The organism is Deinococcus rubellus, from assembly GCF_025244745.1.
Classification (GTDB): Bacteria; Deinococcota; Deinococci; order Deinococcales; family Deinococcaceae; genus Deinococcus; species Deinococcus rubellus.
The window spans coordinates 1,111,743-1,133,890 of record NZ_CP104213.1 but is presented as its reverse complement, the minus strand read 5'-3'; the positions used below and the strand labels follow the sequence as shown (position 1 = coordinate 1,133,890).

Below are 22,148 nucleotides of genomic sequence, written 5' to 3'. Positions count from 1 at the left end.
TCATTCAGAGTCAGCTGCGCCGTTTGCTCTACCTTGAGGTCATGAAACTCTACACCCGCACCGGCGACGGCGGTCAGACCGGACTCTACGGTGCAGACCGCGTGAGTAAGGCCCACCCCCGAGTCGAGGCTTACGGCACGGTGGACGAACTCAACAGCGTGCTGGGCCTTGCCCGCGCCCACAACGCCCGCTCGCACACGCCGCAGGATGATGTGGAAACGGACCTGGAGTATCTGCAAAACGCCCTGTTTGATTTGGGCGCAGATCTCGCCACCCGCCAAGACAGCCCCTACGCCAAAAATATCGCCCGTATGGACGAGGAAGACGCGGCGTTCCTGGAGGCGATGATTGACCGCTACCAGGACGGCGTGGCCCCGCTGACCCACTTCATTCATCCCAGTGGCACACCTGTTGGAGCCAGCCTGCATGTGGCCCGCAGTGTGGCGAGGCGGGCCGAGCGCGACATGCTGCGGCTGATGGACGTGGAGGACGCCAATCTCCAGGCGCAGATCTACCTCAACCGCGTCTCGGATTTGCTGTTCGTGATGGCCCGCGCCGTGAATGCCCGCGCCGGGCTGAGCGAGGAAGCCTGGCAGGTCAAGCCGAGGCGCAAGGCAGCGAAACCGGACAGCTAAAGCGGTGGGGCCTCGTCCACGACCACAATCGTCAGTCGCCTCGGCCCATGAACGCCCTCCACCCGGCTGAGTTCGATGTCGCTGGTGGCGCTCGGCCCGCTGATCCAGGTCAGGGGACGGCCCGCCGCGACTGCCGCTTGTAAGGCTGCCACCGCCTGCGGCACGCTCTCCACCACCTGAGCGGCCCGCACCACGCAGACGTGCCAGTCGGGAATCAGCGTCAGCGCCCGCCGTCCCTGACCGGGACCGTGATCGAGTACGACGGTTCCGGTTTCGGCGATGGCGACGGCGCAGCCTGTCAGTACAGCATCGAAGTGGCTGAGTTCGGCGTGTGACTGCTGGGTGTCGGGAGTGCCGCCGATCTGGACGGCGAATGGGAACCCGGCTGGCTGTAAGGTGGCGGCTCCGGCCAGCAGTTCGGAAAGCAGAGCGGACAACTCGGCTTCCAGAACGCGGTGGACCTCGGCGCGGTACTCGGCGGCGTACTCGGCAAACTGGGCCACGATCCCGGCCTGCGGGCGGCTGGACGCGGGGATAGCGGGGCGCTCCAGCTCCGGCTTCTGCCCAGCGGTGGCCCGGTTGATGCGGGTCAGGATGTCCAGGCGGGCCTCACTCGTCATTTCGTCCCTCCTCACGCCACAGCTCACGAAACGATCTGGCCGGAAAGGCAGGCAGATTGCGCGAACTCGTCCAGCCACCCAGCAGACCGGGCAGGGCGTGAATCGCGCCGTGCTGCACCAATGGTCCCTGACCGACGCGGGCGAGTTTGAGTGCGCCCTCGAAGCGGAACGGCTCGTTGAAAATCCAGGCCGCCGTTTTCATGGCGATACTTTCAACGCTCGGCGCTTTGTGCGTCGTGATCTGCCCGCGCAAATAAATCAGAATCTCGGGAATGTTGATCTTGACCGGGCAGGCGTCGTAACAGGCCCCGCACAAACTGCTGGCCCAGGGCAAAGAATTGGCGTTCTCGTCTTCCAGATGCAGCAGTTGCGGCGTCAGGATCGCGCCGATGGGGCCGGGATACACGCTGCCGTAAGCATGTCCACCCGCCCGCTCGTACACTGGACAGACATTGAGGCACGCCGAGCAGCGGATGCAGCGCAGGGTTTCGCGGCCCACCTGATCGGCCAGCACGTCGGTGCGCCCGTTGTCCAGCAGCACCAGATGGAATTCCTGCGGGCCGTCACCGGGCGTGACCCCGCTCCAGAAACTCGTGTACGGGTTCATCCGCTCGGCGGTAGAGCTGCGCGGCAGCAGCTGCATGAACGGCGCGATGTCGGCCCAGCGGGGCAGCACCTTCTCGATGCCCATCACAGTGATCAGCACGTCCGGCAGGGTCAGGCACATCCGCCCGTTGCCTTCCGATTCCACGATGCACACCGTTCCCGTATCGGCCAGCGCGAAGTTGCCGCCCGACACCGCCACTTTGGTGCTCAGGAATTTCTCGCGCAGGTACAGGCGGGCAGCCTCGGCCAGCTCTTTCGGCTCGTCGGTTTGCAAGTCCGCGCCCAGCTCGCGCCGGAACAGATCACGAATCTCGGCGCGGTTCTTGTGAATGGCGGGCACCAGAATATGGCTCGGCGTGTCGCCCGCCAGTTGCACGATCAGCTCGGCCAAATCGGTCTCGATGGCCCGGATGCCGCGCGCTTCCAGGGCCGCGTTCAGCTCGATCTCGTCGGTGCTGATACTTTTAACTTTGATGATTTCCTGCGCCCCGTGCGCGGCGGCGAGGTCGGCCACGATACGGCGGGCCTCTTCAGCATCCCGCGCCCAGTGAACCTGACCACCCCGGCGCTTGACTGCTGCCTCCAGCGTCAGCAGATGCTCGGCCAGGTCGGCGAGCGCGGCGTCCTTGAGGGCTGCGCCGTGCGTGCGGATGGCTTCCCAGTCAGGCAACTCCGCGACCGCCCGCAGCCGCTTCTCACGGATGGTGGTGGTTGCGTGCCGGAGGTTGCGCCGCATCTGGGCGTCTTGCAGGGTGTCCCTGGCCGCGTCGGGGAAAGGCCGGGACGGGCGAATGCCTCCGGCGCTCACAGCAATGCCTCGGCACTGACCTGCACCGCGCCAATTGTTTCCGAGTTGCCAGCCCTATTGGACCCAGTGCTGCTCGACTCGGTACTCGCCAGAATCTCCGCCAGATGCACCACCCCCACTCCGCTTTGCAGACGGCTGAGGCCGCCGCCGATGTGCATCAGGCAACTGTTGTCGCCCGCCGTGCAGGATTCGGCTCCGGTCCCCATCACACTCTGCACTTTGTCGGCCAGCATCGCCGTACTGGTTTCGGGATTCTTGACGCTAAAAGTGCCGCCGAAGCCGCAGCACTGATCACTGGCGGGCAGCTCCACCAGGGTCAGGCCGCGCACCTTTCGCAGCAGTTGCAGCGGAGCGTCGCCCACCCGCAGCAGCCGGGCGGCGTGGCAGGTCGGATGATAGGTGACGCGGTGCGGATAGTACGCGCCGACGTCCTCTACGCCCAGCACCTTGACCAGAAACTCGCTGAGTTCGTAGGTACGCTTGCCCAACTCGGTGACTTCTTGTAAAAGCTCGTCGTCCCCAGCCCACTCTGCCGCTCTCGGATACAGATCGCGCACGAAGGCCACGCAGGAACCGCTGGGGGCCACGATCACTTCGGCATCTTTGAAGTCGCGGACGAATTTGCGGATCAGTGGCAGCGCCTCAGCCTGATAGCCAGTGTTGAAGTGCATCTGACCGCAGCAGGTCTGGGCCTCGTTAAAGCGGACGGTATGGCCCAGCCGCCGCAGCAGCCGCGCTGTCGCCAGCCCGGTCTGGGGAAACAGGGCGTCGTTGAGGCAGGTGATAAACAGGTCTATCTGCATGACTGAACGGTAGCTGTCTTTGGCGAGAAGGTCTGCAATTCGCACGAGTCTCGCACGGTGCGGCGCAGTTCGGTGAGAGGCAACCCCGCCTGAATCAGCAGGTTGCCCATCAGGGTGGCCTCCACCGGACCCGCGACCACGGTTTTGCCGCTGGCGTCGGCGATCAGTTGGTTGAGCAGGGCAATCTGCGAGCCGCCGCCGACCACATGCATGGTGTCGATGCGCTGGCCACCCACCTCTTCCAGCGTGTTCAGAATCTGCGCCGTCCTGAGCGCCAGGCTGTCCAGCACGCAGCGGGTGATCTCGGCAGGGGTCTGGGGCGATCTCTGTCCGCTCTGGACGCAGGAAGTCTGGACACGCAGGGGCATGTCCGCACCGGGGGGAAGAAAGCGGACGTCATCAGGGTCAATGGTGGGACCGCTCGCCACCCCGGCAGCCTGGGCGTAGAGGTCGGCGTAGTCCAGCTTCCAGACCTCGTTGCACTGCTGGATAATCCACAGGCCCATGACGTTCTTGAGCAGGCGGGTGGTGCCGCCCACGCCCGCCTCGTTGGTCAGGTTCTCGGCCAAACTGCGGGCGCTGATGATCGGCTGCGACGTTTCGATGCCGACCAGGCTCCAGGTGCCGCTGGAGACATACGCCCAGCCCTGGCCCTCGGCGGGCACGGCGGCCACCGCCGAGGCGGTGTCGTGGGTGGCGGGCAGAACGACGCGGGTTCCGGTGAGCTGCGTCTCGCGCACGACTTCGGGGCTGAGTGCGCCCAGATCGGCACCGGCTTCGGCGATAGGCGGCAGAAGCGAAAGCGGAATGTCGAGCGCGTCCAGCAGGTCGGCAGCCCACCCTCCAGTTTGCGGATTGTAAAACTGGGTGGTGCTGGCGTTGGTGCGCTCGGTGACGGCCACGCCGCACAGCCAGAAGTGCAGCAGATCGGGAATCATCAGCAATTTGTCGGCCCGCTTCAGTGTTTCCGGCGATTCGGCGGCGAGCTGATAGAGCGTGTTGAACGGCAGAAACTGGATACCAGTGGCGCTGTAGATGGCCTCATCGGTGAGCTGCGCCCGGACCTGCTCCATGACGCCGCCGAGGCACGGGCTGCGGTAATGGTGGACCTGACCGAGCAGGTCGCCACTTTTACCGACCAGCCCGTAGTCCACTGCCCAGGAATTGACGCCGATGCTGGCAATCTGGCCGTAACTTGAGGCCAGCTTGAGCCCGTGAAGTACCTCGCGCCACAGGCCCAGGATGTCCCAGTAGAGTTGCCCGCGCACGGGGACGCCGCCATTGGGAAAGCGGTGAAGGATCTCCACCTTGAGTTTGCCGCCTTCCACCGTGCCGAGGGCGACCCGGCCACTGGAGGCTCCGAGGTCAATAGCAATATGGCGAGACGTCACCATGACTGCTCACCGCACATATGCCGTCGGCACCCCGCCGTCCACCGTGATCACGCCGCCGGTCGTCTTGGCGGAAGCGGGCGAGGTCAGCCAGTAGGTCGCCTCGGCAATGTCTTCGGGCAGCACGTTTACTTTCAAGGTCGTGCGGTTGCGGTAGAACTCCTCCAGTTTGTCGGGTTCGATGCCGTAGGTCGCCGCCCGCTCGGCCCGCCACTTGCCGTCCCAGATGCTGCTTCCGGCCAGGATGCCGTCGGGCAGCACCGAGTTGACCCGGATACCCGCCGCGCCGCCCTCCTCGGCCAGACAGCGGGCCAGGTGCAACTCCGCCGCCTTGGCCGCACTGTAGGCTGCCGCGTTCTTGCCCGCCGCCACGCTGTTCTTACTGCCGATGAAGACCAGATTGCCACCGGTGCCCTGCGCCTTCATCAGCCGGAACGCCTGGCGGGCCACCAGAAAGTACCCGGTGGAGAGGATGCTCTGGTTGCGGTTCCACATCTCCAGCGAGGTGTCCTCAATCGGGGCGCTGGAGGCGATACCCGCATTGTTGACGGCGATGTCCACGCCGCCGTAGGTCAGGACAGCATGCTGATACGCGCCGATGACCTGGCTCTCCTCGGTCACGTTCATGCTGACGCTGGTGGCCCGGCGGTGGCCGCGCTGCCTGGTCACTTCCCCGGCCACCACTGCTCCGCCGTCCGCGTTCAGGTCAGCGACGACGATGTGCGCGCCGTCCGCCGCCAGCCTATGGGCAATCGCCCGCCCGATGCCGCTGGCCGCACCCGTGATGAGCGCCACGTGGCCTTCCAGCGCTTTGGGCGCGGGCTTGAGACTGAGTTTGTAGAGTTCCATCGGCCAGTATTCGATGGCGTAGCTCTCGGCCGCCGACAGGCTCACGAAGCCGCTCAGACTGCTGGCGCTTTTCATCACCTGAATGGCGCGGGTATACAGCTGGCGCGACACGTCGGCTCCCTGCGCGTCGGGGCCACTCGTCACCATCCCCAGGCCCGGAATCAGCACCACGCGCGGCGAGGGGGTGAACATCACGTCGCCCTCGGCTTTGTTGGCGTCAAAATATTCGGCGTATTCGGCTTTGAAGCGCTTTACCCCGTCCTGCGCGGCGGCTATGAGGGCATCCTGACCCTGCTCCGGCGTCCAGTCGAGGTACAGCGGCACCCGCTTGGTATGCACGAGGTGATCGGGGCAGGCCGCACCCACCTGTGAGAGTTCGGCGGCGGCGTTGGAGTTGACGAATTCTAAGACGCTCGGCGAGGTGTCCACTTCCAGAATCACCGGACGCGCTCCCTTCATCGCGCCGCGCAAGATCGGTAGCACCGCCGCCAGCAGGGCGTCACGCTCCCCCTCCGGCACGCTCTGCACTTTCGCGCCGCCGAACGGCTGGGCCTCAGCGTGGGCATCGAGGTAGGCCTGCGCCTCACCGATGATCTGCAAGGTCTTCTCGTAACTCTCTTTGGAGGTGTCGCCCCAGGTGACCAGGCCGTGCTTGCCCATCACCACCGCTTCCAGCTTGGGATTGCCTCGCACCGCTGCGCCGATCTGCTGCGACAGGGTAAAGCCGGGCCGAATGTAGTCCACCCAGGCTGCCCGGTCCCCGTAGATCTCGCGCATCACGTCCGGGCCGCCCAGCGTACAGGCAATGCCGATGATGGCGTCGGGGTGGGTGTGGTCCACGTGCTTGGCGGGAACGAAGGCGTGCAGCAACGTCTCGATGCTCTGGCGCGGGCGGCCCACCTCGAAGGCAGTGCGGTCCAGGTAGGCCGTCATCTCCTCGTCGGTCATCTCGGCGCGGTCAAACAGCGGCAGCACCTCGTCGAGCTTCAGCCCCGCGAAGCCTTTCTCGGTAATGGTGGCGATGTCCGACCCCGACCCCTTGACCCACAGCACCGTCACGTCGCGGCCCAGATGATCTTTCTCCACACTCTTGGTGCTGGTGTTGCCGCCGTAGATATTCACAAGGGTGCGGTCTGAGCCGAGCAGGTTGGAGCGGTAGGAAAGAGAAGCGAGGCCGTCAGATTTGGGCGCGTCGGCATCGTTCCAGCGGTCTTTGGGGACGGTGGTGCGGGGCTGGGTCTCGGTCATAAGGCTCCTTGCAGATTGGGGGGCGGGACGTGTGTTATGGCAAAAACAAGCGGGTTAGCTTCTGACTTTTTCCTTGACCGGGTAGCCACCGCCGCCCGTCTGGGTGCCGCGATCGCGGGTGACTTTGGCCTGGTAGCCGCCCGCCCGGTAGGCCTGAATCGGCTCGGGGTTGAGGTCCATTTCAACGCGGAGTTCCATCAGCAACGGGCGCACGTCAGTTTTGAAGGCGTCCATCATCACGCGGTGGGCAGCCAGCACGTCGCCCTGACCCTGGGCTTCTTTCAGCAGGTCGCGGTCGATCAGCAGCGCCTTGGCGTAGGCTTCCTGGCAATTGAGCACGCTTTGCAGCATGGCCTCCACCTTCGGCTCGATGTTGTGGCTCTGGTCGATCATGTAAGCAACGTTCTGGGCCGTCCGGCGGGTCAAGTCGTCCACCGAGTTCGCGCCGAAGACCAGTTCAGCATAAATACAGAACAGTTCGAACGGGTTGGACGTGCCCACGATCAGGTCGTCGTCGCCGTAGCGGCGGGCATTGAAGTGAAAGCCGCCCAGCCGACCTTCATCCAAGAGGAAGGCCACGATCTGCTCGATGTTGACACCCTGCGCGTGGTGGCCGAGATCGACCAGCACCTGAGCCTTCTCGCCGATGGCAAGGCAGTGCGAATACGCCGCGCCCCAGTCGAACAGGTCGGTGGCGTAGAAGGCCGGTTCAAACAGCTTGTACTCCACCAGCATCCGCGTGCCGTCGGGCATGGCGTCGTGAACTCGCTTCAGGCCCGCCCGCATCCGGTGCTTGCGTGAGCGCAAGTCGTCCTGTCCGGCGTAATTGGTGCCGTCGGCAAACCACAGCGAGAGGTCACGGCTCCCCGTCTTCTTCATAACCTCCACGCAGTCCAGCAGGTGCGCGATGGCCCGCTCGCGCACCGCCTCATCCGGATTGGTGACGCTGCCGAGCTTGTACTCCTCATCCTGAAAGACGTTGGGATTGATCGCGCCGATGGTGAGTCCGCGCTGGGCCGCGTACTTGCCCAGTTCGCCGTAGTCTTCGACCTCGTCCCAGGGAATGTGCAGGGCCACGCCGGGCGCGATGCCGGTCAGGCGCTGAACCTCGGCGGCGTCGTCCAGCTTCTCCCAGATGTCGCGGGCCGCGCCGGGAGCAGCAAAGGTCTTGAAGCGGGTGCCGGAGTTGCCGTAGCCCCAGGAGGGGGTCTCTATTCGTTGTGCGCTGAGGGCTTGCAGCAGATCGGCGTTCATAGGATTCCTCCGGACTTGGGGTTGCGCTGGATTTGGGGTTGCGCTGGATTTGGGGTTGCCCTGAACTCAAGGTTGCTCTGGAAGCTGAATTCAGGGGGCCACAATCACCTGAATGTCGGCCTCGTCGAGCTGGCTGAGCAGTTCGGCAGGCAGGTCGGCGTCGGTGATCAGGGTGTTGATATCGGCGTGGCCAGCAATCGTCGCCAGCGCCCGGCGGCCCACCTTGCTGCTGTCGAGCAAGGCCACCACGCTGCTGCCGCTGGCGATCAGCGCCCGCTTGGCCCCCACTTCCGGCAGGTGCGGGTCGGTGAAGCCGGTCTCGAAGGTGTAGGCCTTGGCTGAAAAGAACACCAGGTCCGGATGCAGCCGCGAGATGGTATCGGTGAAAAACGCCCCGACGAACGAGCGGGCGGGCGCGTGAAAGTTGCCGCCCACCATCAGAAACGGCACCCCGGCGGCAGAGAGCACGTTGGCGGCGTCGAGGCTGCAAGCGATGACCTGCACCTTGCGGGCCGGAAGGAGCCTCGCGAGGGCCAGCGAGGTGGTGCTGGCGTCCAGGGCCACCGTGTCGCCGTCCTGAATCAGCAGCAGGGCCGCCCGCGCGATACGCTCTTTGGCGTCCACGTTCTGCGCGGCCCGCATGGACTGCGACAACTCCTCGCTGGTCTTGTCCAGCAGTTGCGCTCCGCCGTGAACGCGCAGCAGCTTGCCCTGCTCGCACAGCGCGTCCAGATCACGCCGCACAGTCATCTCGTGCACACCAAACTCGGCGGCCAGATCCTTGATCCGCACCACCTTCTCGCTCAGGGCGCGGCGCAAAATGTCCTGCTGCCTCCCTGGCAAGGGAGCCACATTGTCGATTGACATGTTGACATCCTAACATCAAAGTCACAAAAAATTACAAGCTCTTGCAATCTTTTGTGAAGTGGTGTTGAATGAGGTCAGTTACACAGTTGACCCACCCGGTTGTCACCTCGCGTCTCTTTACGTTCTGGGAGCTTATGCCTACACCGCATCACCGAGTCTGCTTTCTGCTTCAGGTGCGCCCGGAGCGCCTGGACGAGTACAAGACCCGCCACAAAGCCGTCTGGCCCGACATGCTCGCGGCCCTCTCGAAAACAGGTTGGCATAATTACTCGCTCTTTTTGAAGAATGACGGTCTGCTCGTCGGCTATTTTGAAACGCCCGATCTGGACGCGGCGCAATCCGGCATGGCGAATACGGAGGTCAGCGCCCGCTGGCAGGCGGACATGGCCCCCTTTTTCGTGGACCTTGAAGGCACGCCCGATCAGGGGTTTTTGCGGCTGGAAGAGGTGTTTCACCTTGACTAATCCCGCGACTGGCCCGTCGCCGCTTCTCACCTTGACCCACGCCAGCAAAGCCTTTGGCCCCGTACAGGCGCTCTCAGACGTGAGCATTGATCTCTTTCCCGGCGAGGCCCACGCCCTGCTGGGCGAAAACGGTGCGGGCAAGAGTACCTTCGTCAAGATTCTGGCGGGCGTCCACCGGCGCGACAGCGGCACGCTGCAAGTCGGCCGCCAGGACGTGCAATTTCACACGCCCGCCGAGGCGCAGGCGGCGGGCATCGCCATCATTTACCAGGAACCCACCCTCTTTCCTGACCTGTCGGTGGCCGAGAATGTGCTGATGGGACGGCAGCCGCTGGCGGGTCTGGGCCGGATTGACCGGGCGGGAATGCGCCAGCAGGTGGCGAAAATTCTGACGGAACTGGGCGTCAATCTCGATCCGGCCCGGCGGGTGCGCGGCCTGAGCATCGCCGATCAGCAACTCGTCGAGATTGCCAAGGCGCTGTCCTTGAACGCCAACATCCTGATCATGGACGAGCCGACGGCGGCGCTGACCCTCTCCGAGACCGAACGGCTGTTCAAGGTGGTGCGCTCTCTGCGGGCACGCGGCGCGGCGGTGCTGTTCATCACCCACCGGCTGGAGGAAGTCTTCGCCGAGTGCCAGCGCGTCACCATCATGCGCGACGGAACCTGGGTCAGCAGCGGTCCGATTGAGGACTACGACACCGATAAAGTGGTGCGGCAGATGGTGGGGCGCGATCTGGGCGAGCTGTATCCGCACGGCGAGGCAGTGCTGGGCGAGGTGGCCCTTTCGGTGCGCGGACTCACCCAGCCAGGCGTCTTCCGTGACATCAATTTTGAAGTACGGCGCGGCGAGATCGTCGGGCTGGCGGGGCTGGTGGGGGCCGGGCGCAGCGAGGTGGCGCGGGCCATTTTCGGCATCGATCCGCGTGAGGCGGGCGAGGTGAAGGTGAACGGTCATGTCCTCGCGCCGCTCAGCCCGCAGACCACGATGGCCGCTGGCCTGGGCCTGGTGCCGGAAGACCGCCGCCAGCAGGGGCTGGTGATGGAGATGAGCATCGAGAGAAACGCCAACCTCGCCATCCTCAACCGGCTTCGCAAGGGCTGGCTGATGGACCGGGAAGCCGAGGCCGACAACGCCCGCAAGTGGACCGAGAAGCTGCGGCTCAAGGCGCACAGCCTGTCTGACCCGGCCAGCAGCTTATCGGGCGGCAACCAGCAGAAGGTGGTGCTGGCCAAGTGGCTGGCGACCAATCCCAGCGTGCTGATCGTGGATGAGCCGACGCGCGGCATCGACGTGGGCGCGAAGGCCGAGGTTCACCGCACCTTATCGGAACTGGCGGCGTCGGGGCTGGCCGTGCTGATGATTTCTTCCGATCTGCCGGAAGTGCTGGGCATGGCGGGCCGCATTCTGGTGATGCGCGAGGGTGAACTGGTGGGTGAACTCAGCCGCAAAGAAGCCAGCGAGGAGGCCGTGATGTACCTGGCCACCGGGCAGCATAAGCGCCAGGAGGGAGCGGCATGACCGGACGCGCGGTGAGCACGCCTGGCACCTCACAGAACTGGTTCTCCCGGCTCTTGCGGGTGCGGGAAGTCAGTCTGGTGGCGCTGCTGCTGATCGTCACGCTCGGCACGGCGGCCATCAATCCGCTGTTCCTGAGTTTCGGCAGCCTGAGGGACCTGTTGCTCAACGTCGCCATCATCGCTTTGGTGGTCGTCGGCGAGACCATCATCCTGCTGATGAAGCACGTCGATTTGAGCGTGAGCAGCGTGGTGGGCCTGAGCGCCTTTCTCTCCGGCTCACTGTTCGTGGCCTTTCCGGGCCTGCCACTGCCGCTGGCCTTCGTGTTCGGCCTGCTGCTGGGCGCACTTCTGGGCAGCGTCAACGGTCTGCTGGTCGCCTACGGCAAGGTTCCGGCACTGGTGGCGACCCTGGGCACGCTGTACGTCTTTCGGGGCATCACCTACGCGGTGGTTCACGGCGGACAGATCAACGCCTCCAACCTGCCGCCCGCCTTCCTGGGTTTTGCCACCGGCAGCGTGCTGGGCATTCCCAATCTGGTGCTGCTGGTACTGATGGTGATGGCCCTCTTCGGCATCTATCTGGGCAGCTACCGGGGGGGTCGCGAGTACTACGCGCTGGGGTCCAACGCGGAGGCGGCGGTGCTGGCCGGAATCAACGTCAAGCGCCGCACCATGATCGGTTTTGCCCTCAGCGGCGCGATTGCCGGGCTGGCCGGGGTGCTGTATCTGGCCCGCTTCGGCACCGTGGACGCCAACGCCGGGACGGGGCTGGAGTTGCAGGTCATCGCAGCGGCAGTGGTGGGCGGCGTCAGCATCAACGGCGGCGTGGGCACCCTGTTCGGCGCGGGAATCGGGGCGCTCCTGCTGGGTGTCATGGGCAGCGCCCTGGTCACGCTGCGGGCACCGGGATTTTATCAGCAGGCCATTCAGGGCGCACTCCTCTTGGCGGCCATCAGCTTTGACATGCTGGCGGCCCGAAGTGCGGCGCGGCGGGCGGCCAAAGGCAGGCAGTCATGAAGCGGCGCGGACTGCTCGGCTGGGAACTGAGCCTGATCGTGCTGGTCTTCGTGGCCCTCTTCGGCGGCGCACTCCTCTCGCCCAATTTCCTGACCGCCTCGAATCTGTCGTTTTTGACCGCCAATTTCAGCGAGGTCGCCCTGATGTCGCTGACCATGACCCTGATCATCCTGGTGGCCGAGATTGACCTGTCGGTGGCGTCCATGCTGGGGCTGTGCAGCGCGGTGCTGGGCGCACTGTTCGCGGCGGGCTGGCCGATGCCGCTGGCGATTCTGGCGGCTTTCGGGGTGGGCGGACTGGCTGGGCTGTTCAACGGGCTGCTGGTCACGCGGCTGGGGCTGCCCTCGCTGGCGGTCACCATCGGCACGCTGGCGCTCTACCGGGGGCTGGCCTACGTGGTGCTGGGCGACAAGGCCATCGCAGATTTTCCAGCCTTTTACACCAACCTGGGCTTCGGCAGTATTCCCGGCACCCAGATTCCCATTCCGATGGCGCTGTTCGCGGTGCTGGCGGTCATCACCACCGTGGTACTGCACGGCACGGCGTTCGGACGCAGCCTCTACGCCATCGGGGCCAACGAGATCGCCGCACGCTTTGCCGGGTTGCAGGTCACGCGGGTTAAGCTGAGCCTGTTCGTCCTCTCGGGGCTGATGTCCGCGCTGGCCGGGGTGGTTTATACCTTCCGCTTTGCCAGTGCGCGGGCCGACAACGCCTCGGGCTTCGAACTCAGCGTCATCGCGGCGGTGCTGCTCGGCGGCGTGAGCATTTTCGGCGGCAAGGGCAGCGTCGTGGGCACGGTGGCCGCCGTGTTTCTGATCGGCACCATCAACGGAGCACTGACCATCGTGGACGTGTCCAACGAGATTCTGACCATCGTGACGGGCCTGCTGCTGATCTTCTCGGTGCTGCTGCCCAACTTGCTCGCCCGCCTGCGGGCCGCCCGCGAACGCCGCGCCCGGGAGCAAGCCATGAGCTAGCTTCCCTGAGCGAGTCACCGTCGCCGAGCGGCGAGACCACACCCTTTTCCCCTTTATCCGGCCCACTACACTCCCTGGAGGAATTATGAACAAACGTCTTATCGTGTCCGCCCTGACTGTCACCCTCGGTCTCACCGCTGCGGTGGGCCTCGCGCAGACCAGCGGGATCAAGAAGGGCCTCAAGATCACCATGCTGCCCAAGTTCATCAATAATCCCTATTTCACCACCACCGACAACGGCGGCCTGGAGGCCATCAAGGAGTTCGGCGGCGTTGGCAAGGCGGTGGGGCCGTCGGACGGCGGAGCCAGCTCGCAGGTCAGCTATATCAACACCCTGATCGCCCAGCGCCAGGACGCCATCGTGCTGGCCGCCAACGACGCCAACGCGCTGGTGCCCTCACTCAAGCGGGCCATGGCCCAGGGCATCAAGGTCGTGACGTTTGATTCGGATGTCGCGCCGGAAGGGCGGCAGATCTTCATCAACCAGGCCAAGAGCGACGGCATCGCCAAGGGGCAGATCGAACTGATGTCCAAGCTGATGGGCGGCAAGGGCGAATTTGCCATCCTGAGCGCCACGCCCAACGCCACCAACCAGAACGCCTGGATCGCCATCATGCAAGAAGAGCTCAAGAAGCCCGCCTACAAGGACATGAAGCTGGTCAAGATCGCCTACGGCAACGACGATGATCAGAAATCGTTTACCGAGATGCAGGGTCTCTTGCAGGCGTACCCCAATCTCAAGGGCGTCATCTCGCCGACGACGGTCGGCATCTCGGCGGCGGCGCGCTACCTCTCGACCAGCCCCAAGAAGGGCAAAGTGATGCTGACGGGCCTCGGCACGCCCAACCAGATGCGCTCGTTTATCAAGGACGGCACGGTGACGGCCTTCCAGCTCTGGAACCCCAGCGATCTGGGATACCTGGCCGCCTACACCGCCGGGTCGCTCGCCAGCGGAATGATCACCGGCAAGGAGGGCGACACCTTCACGGCAGGCAAGCTGGGCAAGTACACCGTCGGCAAGAACGGTGAGGTCGTACTAGGGCCGCCCACCACCTTCGACAAGGCGAACATCGACAAGTTCAATTTCTGAACTGGTGGTGTGCGGTGGATGGCCAATAGAGAACCGCACCGCACGCCCTTGACCTCACGCCTGACCCGCACCGCCGACGCCCCCACGGGCGAAGGCGGTTTTGCTGTTTCCCCGATTTGGCGGTTCGTGAGGAAGGCTGACCCTCACTCCTGCGGGCCACTCCCGGCGCACTCCCCGCTTCCCTCACACGGCAGACACCACTGCGCTGCCGGGCCGGCCCCACCTGCGCGTCTTTGGCCCAGCGTGTTAGATTTCGGCCATGACCTCCAAGTTGAAAAGTGCGCTGATCACCGGCGGCAGCAAGGGCATCGGCTACGCCACCGCCCAGAGACTCGTTCAGGAAGGCTACCGCGTCACCATCACCAGCCGCGACCAGGCCGAGATCGAGGCGGCGGCCAGTACCCTCGGCGAGGGCACGCGCGGCGTGGTCTGCGATGTGCGTGACCTTCAAAGCGTCGAGCAGGTGACCAAAGCGCACGCCGAGGCGTTCGGCGGACTGGACGTGCTGTTCGTCAACGCCGGGGTGGGTCACTTCGCGCCGATTCAGGATCTGAGCGCCGAGGACTGGCAGGCCGTCATCGACACCAACCTGACCGGAGCCTTCTTCACGGTCAAGGCGGCGGTGCCCTACCTCAAGGAGTCGCACGGCTACGTGATCACCTTATCGAGCCTGGCCGGGAAAAACCCCTTTGCGGGCGGCGCGGCCTACAACGCTTCCAAATTCGGCCTCAACGGGCTGTCGGAAGTGATGATGCTCGACCTACGCCCCCTGAACATTAAGGTCACCCAGATCATGCCAGGATCGGTGGCCACCCACTTCGGCGGCCACACCCCCTCCGAGCAGGACGCCTGGAAAATTCAGCCCGAAGACATCGCCGAACTGGTGGTGGACCTGCTGAATATGCCCGCTCGCACGCTGCCCAGCCGCGTCGAGGTGCGTCCCGCCCAGCCACCGCGCAAGTAAAAACCTCACTTTCTCGTCTTCTGGCCGCGCTGTGGCATTTCTAACTGCCACCAGCGCGGTTTTTGTGCGCTCACACAGCTTCAGCAGCCCCAGTGCAGCTGTCAGAAAATTGAAAGCGCCACCATGATCTGATGACCTCGTCGCGCCCCCTTCCCGCTCTTTTCCCCCCCTAGACGCAGGAGTGGCCCTTTCTTAATGATGTTCGTGAGGAAATGGTAAAGTCAACGCAACTCCTGGAGGCAGCATGTCGAGTTTCTTACAACGGCTCATCAATCCAAAACCGGTGGCCATCGGGGTCGAGATCGGAACGAGTTCCATCAAAGTGGTGGTGCTCAAACCCGGCTCGCCCCCGGTGTTGCAACACGCGGTCATGACTCCGACCCCGATTGGCAGCATGCGCGATGGGCTGGTGATCGAGCCGCAGGCGGTGGCCAGCGAACTCAAGCGCCTGCTCGCGCAGCACCGCATCACCACCAAGCACGTCGTCACGGCGGTGCCCAACCAGCAGGCCGTGACCCGCAACATCATGGTGCCGCGCATGGACCCCAAAGAACTCAAGGAAGCCATCAAATGGGAGGCCGAGCGCTACATCCCCTACCCGATTGACGAGGTGAGCCTGGACTTCGACGTGCTCGACGACATTCCTGGTGCCAGCGACGACGGCCAGATGGAAGTGGTGATCGCGGCGGCCCCCACCGAGGCGATTGCCCGGCAGGTCGAGGTGCTGCGGCTGGCGGGCCTGGAACCCACCGTCATCGACCTCAAGTCGTTTAGTACCCTGCGCGCCCTGCGCGGCAACCTGCTGGGCGAGCACCTCACCAAGAGCACCCTCACCGGCACCAACTACACCGAGAGCGGCGAGGTGGCGCTGGTGATGGAAATCGGCGCGAGCAGCAGCGTCATCAGTCTGGTGCGCGGTGACCGGATGCTGATGGCCCGCAACATCAACGTGGCTGCCGACGATTTCACCACGGCCCTGCAAAAAGCCTTCGACCTCGATTTCGCTTCTGCCGAGGAGGTCAAGATCGGCTACGCCACCGCCACCACCCCCACCGAGGACGAGGAAGACCTGCTCAACTTCGACATGGCCAGGGAGCAGTACAGTCCGGCGCGCGTCTTCGAGGTGGTGCGCCCAGTGCTGGGTGAACTGATCACCGAGGTCCGGCGCTCGATGGAGTTCTACCGGGTGCAGTCGGGCGATATCGTCGTTGACCGCACCTTCCTGGCCGGGGGCGGAGCCAAGCTGCGCGGTCTGGCCGCCGCCATCAGCGACGCGCTGGGCTTCCGGGTGGAAGTGGCCAGCCCCTGGCTGACGGTGCAGACCGATCAGGCCAGCGTGGACACCGGCTACCTCCAGACCAACGCGCCGGAATTCACCGTGCCGCTGGGCCTGGCCCTCAGGGGGGTGAATTCGCGTGGTTGAGATCAACCTCCTGCCGCCGCAGTACCGCCGCCGCACCGAACCCAACGTCTGGATGTATGCGGGCGTCGCCGCCGTGGCCGTGACCCTGCTGGCTATTGCCATTCCCGAGATCGTGGTGGCCACCCAGGTCGGCAACCTGCAAAACAAGCTCGACGACCAGAACGGCCAGATCAGCGCCCTCCAGTCGTCGGTGACGCCAGAATACCGCAGCCTGACCACCGACAAGGAGCGGCTGACTGCCATCAGCCAGACGGCCCAGAGCCTGAGCACCGGCAAGACCTACTGGTCCACCGACCTGGCGCGCTTCGTGGGTCAGTTGCCCCAGAGCGGCGGCGTGGCGCTGACCAGCCTCAACATGCATCAGGCAGCCACCGGCACCACCAGTCTCTACAACGGCAAGCCCGCCGACAAGGAATACGACCTGAGCGGCACCGCACTGAGCACCAGCGCCCTGGTCAACTTCCTGAACGCCTACGACCAGGACAACTACGGCGTGAATTTCAAGAACACCCAGCGCAATGCTGACACCAGCGACTTCACCTTCTCGGCCACCGTGGGGCAACTCGCCGGAACGCCCGTGAGCGCGGCAACCACCACGCCTGCGGCGGCTGGGGTTCCCGGTGCATCCGCTGCACCTGCCGCTCCTGCCGCGCCCAGCGCCACTCCGGCAGCCGGAGTCAAACAATGAACGCGCAACTGCCCAAACTCAAGCCCCGCGACCTGTTCTTCATTGCTCTGGGGGTGTGCCTCATCGTGCTGGTGGCCTGGTATTTCACCCGCTTTCAGGCCCGCCAGCAGCACATCCAGAAACTGCAAAGCAGCCTCGACACCAGCAGCAGCGAACTCGGCGTCCTGCAATCTCAGCAAAACCAGTTACCGGGCCTGCGCGCCGACGTGCGGGCGCTGGTAGACAAGCAGGACGTCTTCGTGCGGGCGCTGCCCAGCACCGTGCGGATGGGGCAGGTCATCCGCGACATTCAGGACAGCGTGGGCGCGGCGGGCGGCAAGCTCGACGGCGTGACGGTGCAGGGCGGCACCGAAACCAACCTGCCAGCGGGCGTGCAGGCGGTCAATCTCAACGTCAGCTTGCAGGGCCAGTTCGCACCGGTCTTCCGGACCCTGCGCTCGGTGGAAACGATGGGCCGCTTCTCCAAGGTCACCAGCGTCAACATGACCCTGCCCGCGCCCAACGACACCGACCCCAGCCTCAACGGCGTCATCAACATGACGGTCTACACCTTTGATCCCTCGGCGGCCCAGCCGGTAAGCCCGGCCACCCCGGCTCCCGGCACGGCCCCGGCTGCACCTGCCGCACCTGCCGCACCCGCCGCGCCGACTCCCGGAGGCAAATCGTGAAGGCTCCCCTCAAGCTCTCGCCGGAAATGCGGATTCTGCTGACGGTGCTGGTGCTGGTGGCCCTGGTGGGCGGCTGGTACACCTGGAATACCGGGCGCGAGGCGGACGTGCAGGCCCAGGCGATTCCAGCCCAGTCGACTGCGGCCCAGTCCGACCCGGCCCAGCCCACGGCGGCTCCGGTCAAGTCGCCCCAGGCCAGTAAGACGCCGCCCAGCAAGACCCCGGCCGGCAACTCGCCCAGCAGCCCTTCGAAGACGCCCGGCTCGGCCAGCAATGCAGGAACACCCACGGCCAGCGGCCCCCTGGCAGTCACACCCGCTGCCCGCGCCCCGCTCTCCGGCAGTGCCAACCCAGCCCCGACAGGCAGCGCCGCACCCACCCAGACCAGTCCCAAGCCCGGCATCAATGGCTCCAGCAATAGCCCCATCAGCGTGACGCCCGCCCGCACCAACGCCGTGCTGGTCATTCCGCCGTTGAGCAGCGCGGCCACCAGTCCGTCCAGCAGCGGCGCGGGCACGTCCGGCACCGAGACTCCCGGGACTGAGACCACTGCCGAAGTGCAGCAGCCCCCGGCGGGCATCAATCCGAACGAGCCGCTGGCCGCCGTGCCACTGGTCAACCCGTTCAGCCCGCTGAAGGTGGTGCCCGACGCCAACTCGGCTTCTGCGCCCAGCGCCGCACCCGTCGCCGCCACACGAGCCGCCCCCCCCACGCCCACCGCCGCCATTGAGCCGCCGGTCCGCACCGCTGGCGTGCTCCCCATCGCCCCCATCGTGGTGGCCGACAGCGCGTCCCGGCCCAGCGGCACCGCGTCCAGCCGTTCGCCTTCGGGCAATGCCCCAAGCGGCCCGCGCATCGGCGGAATTCTGCCGCCGCCCAATATCCAGAGCGGCGCGGCCCAGACTCAGGCAGCTCAAGCGGCCCAAACTCAGGCGGCCCAGCGGCAGGCCGACCAGCAAGCGCAGCAAGACGCGGTACAGCAGGCCAAACAGCAAGCAGCCCAGCAACAGGCCGCCGCCGAGCAAGCCGCCGCTCAGGCCAAACGCGACGCCGCGCAGCAGGCCGCTGCCCAGCAACAGGCTCAGAAGCAGGCCAAGCTCGAAGCCCAGCAGGCCCAGGCTGCTCAGCTCAAGGCCCAGCAAGCCCAAGCCAAGGCGCTGCGCGATCAGCAGGCCGCTGCCGCCAAACTGGCCGCTGCCCAGAAGTCCGAGGCCGATAAGGCCGCCAAAGCCCAGGCCATCGCCGACGCCAGGGCCAAACTCGCTGCCTCCCAGCAGGCCAAGCGTGAGGCCGATCTGCAGGCCGCCCAGGCGCGGGCGCAGGCCCAGGCCAGCGTCAGCGTGCCGGGGGTGAGCGGGCTGCCTAACCTGCCCAGCACCGGCCTCGCCGCGCCTTCCCCGGTTAGCAGCGCCAGCCCGGCGGCTCCCAGCGTGATCACCCAACTGGGCAACGCTGCGCCCACCGCCGCCACAACCGGCACACCCGCGTCCACCGCCCTGACTCCCCTGGACCGCTACATCCAGGAGCGCGACCTGAGCTTCAGCTCGGCAGTGCTGGGGCCGCTCAACACCGCCGTCTTCAAGACCGACCGGGGCTTCGTGGTCGTCTCAGTGGGCCAGAACATTCCCGATACCAACATCATTGTGCGCGAAGTGAGCGCTTCAAGCGCCACGCTGGCCCTCGACAACACCACCAAAATCCTCCCACTCGACAAAAGGTGAGCCATGAAGAACCGTAGCCTGATCCTGCTTTTGACCCTCGCGCTCAGCGCGGCCAGCGCCCAGAGTACCCAGACCGGAGACGCCGTCAGCACCGACGCCCGCCTGTCGAAGTCCAACGTGACCTTCACGATCAAGCGTGACGGCACCGGCCTGATGGCGCTGCTCACGGCCATTGCTAAATCGGCGGGCTACGAACTGATTCTCGATCCGGCGCTCGACAGCCTGATCACGCCCAGTGTGGGCAGCGGCTCCGGCGTCATCAGCGGCGACGCTGCCCAGACCCCCACCACGCCGCCGACCACCAGCTCGACCCTGCTGACCTATGACTTTGTTGGCAAGCCGTTCAATCAGGTCTGGCCCTTCTTGATGGACGTGTACGGCCTGAACTACGAAGTGGTGCGGCTCGGCAGCCAGGACGTGCTGCGCGTCAGCAAGAACCCGATTCAGCGCATCGTGCTACTCCCCAAATCGCTGGACGCCATTTTGGTCGAGCAGCGCGTGAAACTGGCGTTCGGAACGCGCCAGGCGGCAGCGCCTGTGGCAGCCACGCCGGGCAGTCCAGCCCCTCAGATGGCCAGCGGCGACATCGTCCTCGACTCGCCCACCCTCAAAATCGTCGGTGAACCCACGTCCAACAGCCTGATTATCCGGGGTAACAACCAGGAAGTGGCGCAGGTGGAAGCGTTGGTCAACCAGATTATCGCCTCGCAGCCGCCGGAACTGGCGAAAGTGGTGATACCGGTCAGCCCGGTCATTCAGTACATCTATAACGTGAAGGGCGCGCAGGCCGACGCCGCCGCTGTCGTTACCGCCCAGTATCCGGCCATCACAGTCACGTCAGTCGGGCAGACCGGACAACTGGTACTGAGCGGCCAGAAGAATCAGATTGACGCTGCGCTGGCCCTGCTGGCACAGGTAGATAAGCCGGTGCAGGCACAGGTTGGCCCGGACGTGCAGCAGATCTATACTGTCAAGGGTGTGCAGGCTGATGTCTCTACGCTGCTCAAGGATCAATTTTCAACCCTCAAGGTCACGCCTGTCGGGCAAACCGGGCAATTGGTACTGAGCGGTCAGAAAAGCCAGCTCGACGCCGCGCTGACGCTGCTGGGCCAGGTGGACAGAGCGCCCTCGGTGCAGGCCAACCCCGACGTGCGCCAGCAGGTCTACGCCGTTAAGGGCGACCAGAAAGATATCGCCGCGCTGCTGGCCGTCCAGTTCCCGGCCCTCAAGATCACGCCTGTCGGCACCACCGGCCAACTGGTGCTCAACGGCACCCAGGATCAGATCGACGCCGCCACCGCCCTACTCGGCAGCGTGGATAAGGCCGTCGCCAGCGGCCCGGACGTGCAGCAGAAGGTCTTCCAGTTGGTCAACGCCAGCGCGGAAGAACTGAAGGCTGTCCTGGACAACACCCTACAAACCGCATTGACAGCGCCTACCAACGATGTCAGCGCCCTGCCCAATGTGCCGGTCAACGCTGTAGACGCCAACGGCAATTCAACGGTCGTTTCGGTGCCCAATGCGGCAGCCAACACTCAGCCCACAGCCACCAAACCCGCAACCACTCCCCAAAACCCCAACGCCGCCACCATCATCGCCGATAAGCGGACCAACACCCTGATCGTGCGCGGTACGGCAGCGCAGGTCGAACAGGTTGCGGCTCTGATCCCGAGCCTTGATCAAGTGGTGCCGCAGATCAACGTGCAGGTCCGCATTCAGGAGATCACCGAGGACGCCGCCCGCACCCTGGGTCTCAACTGGAAGGTGGGTTTTGGCGGCTTCAATATCAGCTCCGGCGCAACGGGCCTGGCCGCCTCGTTTGATCCGACCCGCGCATTAGTCGGCGGCTTCAACCTGCTCCCGACACTGAATGCCCTGGAAACCCAGACCCAGACCAAGCGCATCTACGACGGCTCTATCACCATGCAAAGCGGTCAGCGCTCGCTGGGCACGACGGGGGCCAGCGGCACTACCAACGCTTCAAGCAGTGCGGCGGCCAGCATCAAGAGCGGCGGGCGGCTGGAACTCAACATCCCCTCGGCCAGCGGCAACATCACCAAGCAGATCGACTACGGCATCAACCTCGACTTCTTCGATCCGCAGGTCGCCCCTGACGGCACCATCACCCTGCGGGTGCGCGGCCAGATCAACCAGCCCAAGACCGCCATCACCGGCACTTCGCTGCCCAACATCATCGACTTTTCCAACAGCGAGGCGCAGAGCATCGTGACCTTCAAATCGGGCCAGACGCTGCTGCTCAGCGGCCTGCTCGGCACCAACGAAACCTCGACCAATCGGGGCATCCCCTTCCTGTCGAGTCTGCCGGTGGTCGGCGCGGCGTTCGGGCAAAAAGACACCACCAAGACCCAGAGCCAACTGATGGTCGTTATCACCGGCACCATCGTCAAGTAACCCTCCCTCCTCTGCCAGCAGACCCGCCGCCTCAGTGTGCCGGGTCTGCTTTTTGCGGCCCGCCTCGTCTACCCCGTCCTCGTCTGCTCAGCGCCCGCGAACCTCTCCCCGGCCCCTGCTAC

Annotated in this window: 19 protein-coding genes; 12 read left to right on the top strand and 7 right to left on the bottom strand. The window is 65.1% G+C overall.

The genetic code is table 11. The features are described 5' to 3' along the window. Nucleotides 1-41 precede the first annotated feature (41 nt). Nucleotides 42-635, top strand: coding sequence for a cob(I)yrinic acid a,c-diamide adenosyltransferase (locus N0D28_RS05955; RefSeq protein ID WP_260561454.1), 594 nt, complete (start codon nt 42-44; stop codon nt 633-635). On the opposite strand, the gene N0D28_RS05950 is transcribed toward N0D28_RS05955, so the two are convergent. The 7 genes from N0D28_RS05950 to N0D28_RS05920 form a co-directional block, all read right to left on the bottom strand. After that, entirely contained in the window at nt 632-1,255 is a 624-nt protein-coding gene (locus N0D28_RS05950; protein ID WP_260561453.1) for a LutC/YkgG family protein, read from the bottom strand. The two genes, N0D28_RS05955 and N0D28_RS05950, sit on opposite strands and share 4 nt — an antisense overlap. Continuing rightward, complete coding sequence (locus N0D28_RS05945; protein ID WP_260561452.1) at nt 1,245-2,669, bottom strand: lactate utilization protein B; 1,425 nt, start codon at nt 2,667-2,669, stop codon at nt 1,245-1,247. The genes N0D28_RS05950 and N0D28_RS05945 overlap by 11 nt, the downstream gene beginning before the upstream one ends. Continuing rightward, complete coding sequence (locus tag N0D28_RS05940; protein WP_260561451.1) at nt 2,666-3,472, bottom strand: (Fe-S)-binding protein; 807 nt, start codon at nt 3,470-3,472, stop codon at nt 2,666-2,668. Before N0D28_RS05940 ends, N0D28_RS05945 begins: the two co-directional genes overlap by 4 nt. Continuing rightward, nucleotides 3,463-4,866: a rhamnulokinase gene (locus tag N0D28_RS05935; protein ID WP_260561450.1), complete on the bottom strand. Its 1,404-nt coding sequence runs from the start codon at nt 4,864-4,866 to the stop codon at nt 3,463-3,465. Before N0D28_RS05935 ends, N0D28_RS05940 begins: the two co-directional genes overlap by 10 nt. A gap of 6 nt (nt 4,867-4,872) precedes the next feature. Continuing rightward, nucleotides 4,873-6,960: a bifunctional aldolase/short-chain dehydrogenase gene (locus N0D28_RS05930; protein WP_260561449.1), complete on the bottom strand. Its 2,088-nt coding sequence runs from the start codon at nt 6,958-6,960 to the stop codon at nt 4,873-4,875. Nucleotides 6,961-7,014: 54 nt separating this feature from the next. Further along, a complete protein-coding gene (gene rhaI / locus N0D28_RS05925) occupies nt 7,015-8,214 on the bottom strand; it encodes an L-rhamnose isomerase (protein ID WP_260561448.1) in 1,200 nt (399 codons plus the stop codon). A 90-nt stretch (nt 8,215-8,304) separates the two neighbouring features. Beyond that, the gene (locus N0D28_RS05920; RefSeq protein WP_260561447.1) at nt 8,305-9,081 is read right to left on the bottom strand and encodes a DeoR/GlpR family DNA-binding transcription regulator; all 777 of its coding nucleotides are present in this window, start codon (nt 9,079-9,081) and stop codon (nt 8,305-8,307) included. Between the two features lie 134 nt (nt 9,082-9,215). Between N0D28_RS05920 and N0D28_RS05915 the strand changes: the two genes are divergently transcribed. From N0D28_RS05915 to N0D28_RS05865, 11 genes are all read left to right on the top strand, one after another. Further along, nucleotides 9,216-9,545, top strand: a complete 330-nt coding sequence (locus N0D28_RS05915) for an L-rhamnose mutarotase (protein WP_260561446.1) — start codon at nt 9,216-9,218, stop codon at nt 9,543-9,545. Further along, on the top strand, nt 9,538-11,067 hold the full coding sequence (locus N0D28_RS05910) for a sugar ABC transporter ATP-binding protein (protein ID WP_260561445.1): 1,530 nt from the start codon (nt 9,538-9,540) through the stop codon (nt 11,065-11,067). The genes N0D28_RS05915 and N0D28_RS05910 overlap by 8 nt, the downstream gene beginning before the upstream one ends. Continuing rightward, nucleotides 11,064-12,083: an ABC transporter permease gene (locus tag N0D28_RS05905; protein ID WP_260561444.1), complete on the top strand. Its 1,020-nt coding sequence runs from the start codon at nt 11,064-11,066 to the stop codon at nt 12,081-12,083. Before N0D28_RS05910 ends, N0D28_RS05905 begins: the two co-directional genes overlap by 4 nt. Next, on the top strand, nt 12,080-13,060 hold the full coding sequence (locus N0D28_RS05900; RefSeq protein ID WP_260561443.1) for an ABC transporter permease: 981 nt from the start codon (nt 12,080-12,082) through the stop codon (nt 13,058-13,060). Before N0D28_RS05905 ends, N0D28_RS05900 begins: the two co-directional genes overlap by 4 nt. An 85-nt stretch (nt 13,061-13,145) precedes the next feature. Next, on the top strand, nt 13,146-14,150 hold the full coding sequence (gene rhaS / locus N0D28_RS05895; RefSeq protein WP_260561442.1) for a rhamnose ABC transporter substrate-binding protein: 1,005 nt from the start codon (nt 13,146-13,148) through the stop codon (nt 14,148-14,150). Between the two features lie 259 nt (nt 14,151-14,409). After that, nucleotides 14,410-15,114: an SDR family oxidoreductase gene (locus tag N0D28_RS05890; protein ID WP_260561441.1), complete on the top strand. Its 705-nt coding sequence runs from the start codon at nt 14,410-14,412 to the stop codon at nt 15,112-15,114. Between the two features lie 244 nt (nt 15,115-15,358). Then, nucleotides 15,359-16,537, top strand: coding sequence for a type IV pilus assembly protein PilM (gene pilM, locus N0D28_RS05885; protein ID WP_260561440.1), 1,179 nt, complete (start codon nt 15,359-15,361; stop codon nt 16,535-16,537). After that, nucleotides 16,530-17,225 (top strand): fimbrial assembly protein, encoded by a 696-nt coding sequence (locus tag N0D28_RS05880; protein WP_260561439.1) that lies wholly within the window; start codon nt 16,530-16,532, stop codon nt 17,223-17,225. Before pilM ends, N0D28_RS05880 begins: the two co-directional genes overlap by 8 nt. Next, a complete protein-coding gene (locus tag N0D28_RS05875) occupies nt 17,222-17,893 on the top strand; it encodes a type IV pilus inner membrane component PilO (RefSeq protein ID WP_260561438.1) in 672 nt (223 codons plus the stop codon). The genes N0D28_RS05880 and N0D28_RS05875 overlap by 4 nt, the downstream gene beginning before the upstream one ends. Further along, nucleotides 17,890-19,614, top strand: a complete 1,725-nt coding sequence (locus tag N0D28_RS05870; RefSeq protein WP_260561437.1) for a hypothetical protein — start codon at nt 17,890-17,892, stop codon at nt 19,612-19,614. The genes N0D28_RS05875 and N0D28_RS05870 overlap by 4 nt, the downstream gene beginning before the upstream one ends. Before the next feature lie 3 nt (nt 19,615-19,617). After that, nucleotides 19,618-22,026, top strand: coding sequence for a type II secretion system protein GspD (locus N0D28_RS05865; RefSeq protein WP_260561436.1), 2,409 nt, complete (start codon nt 19,618-19,620; stop codon nt 22,024-22,026). Nucleotides 22,027-22,148 lie beyond the last annotated feature (122 nt).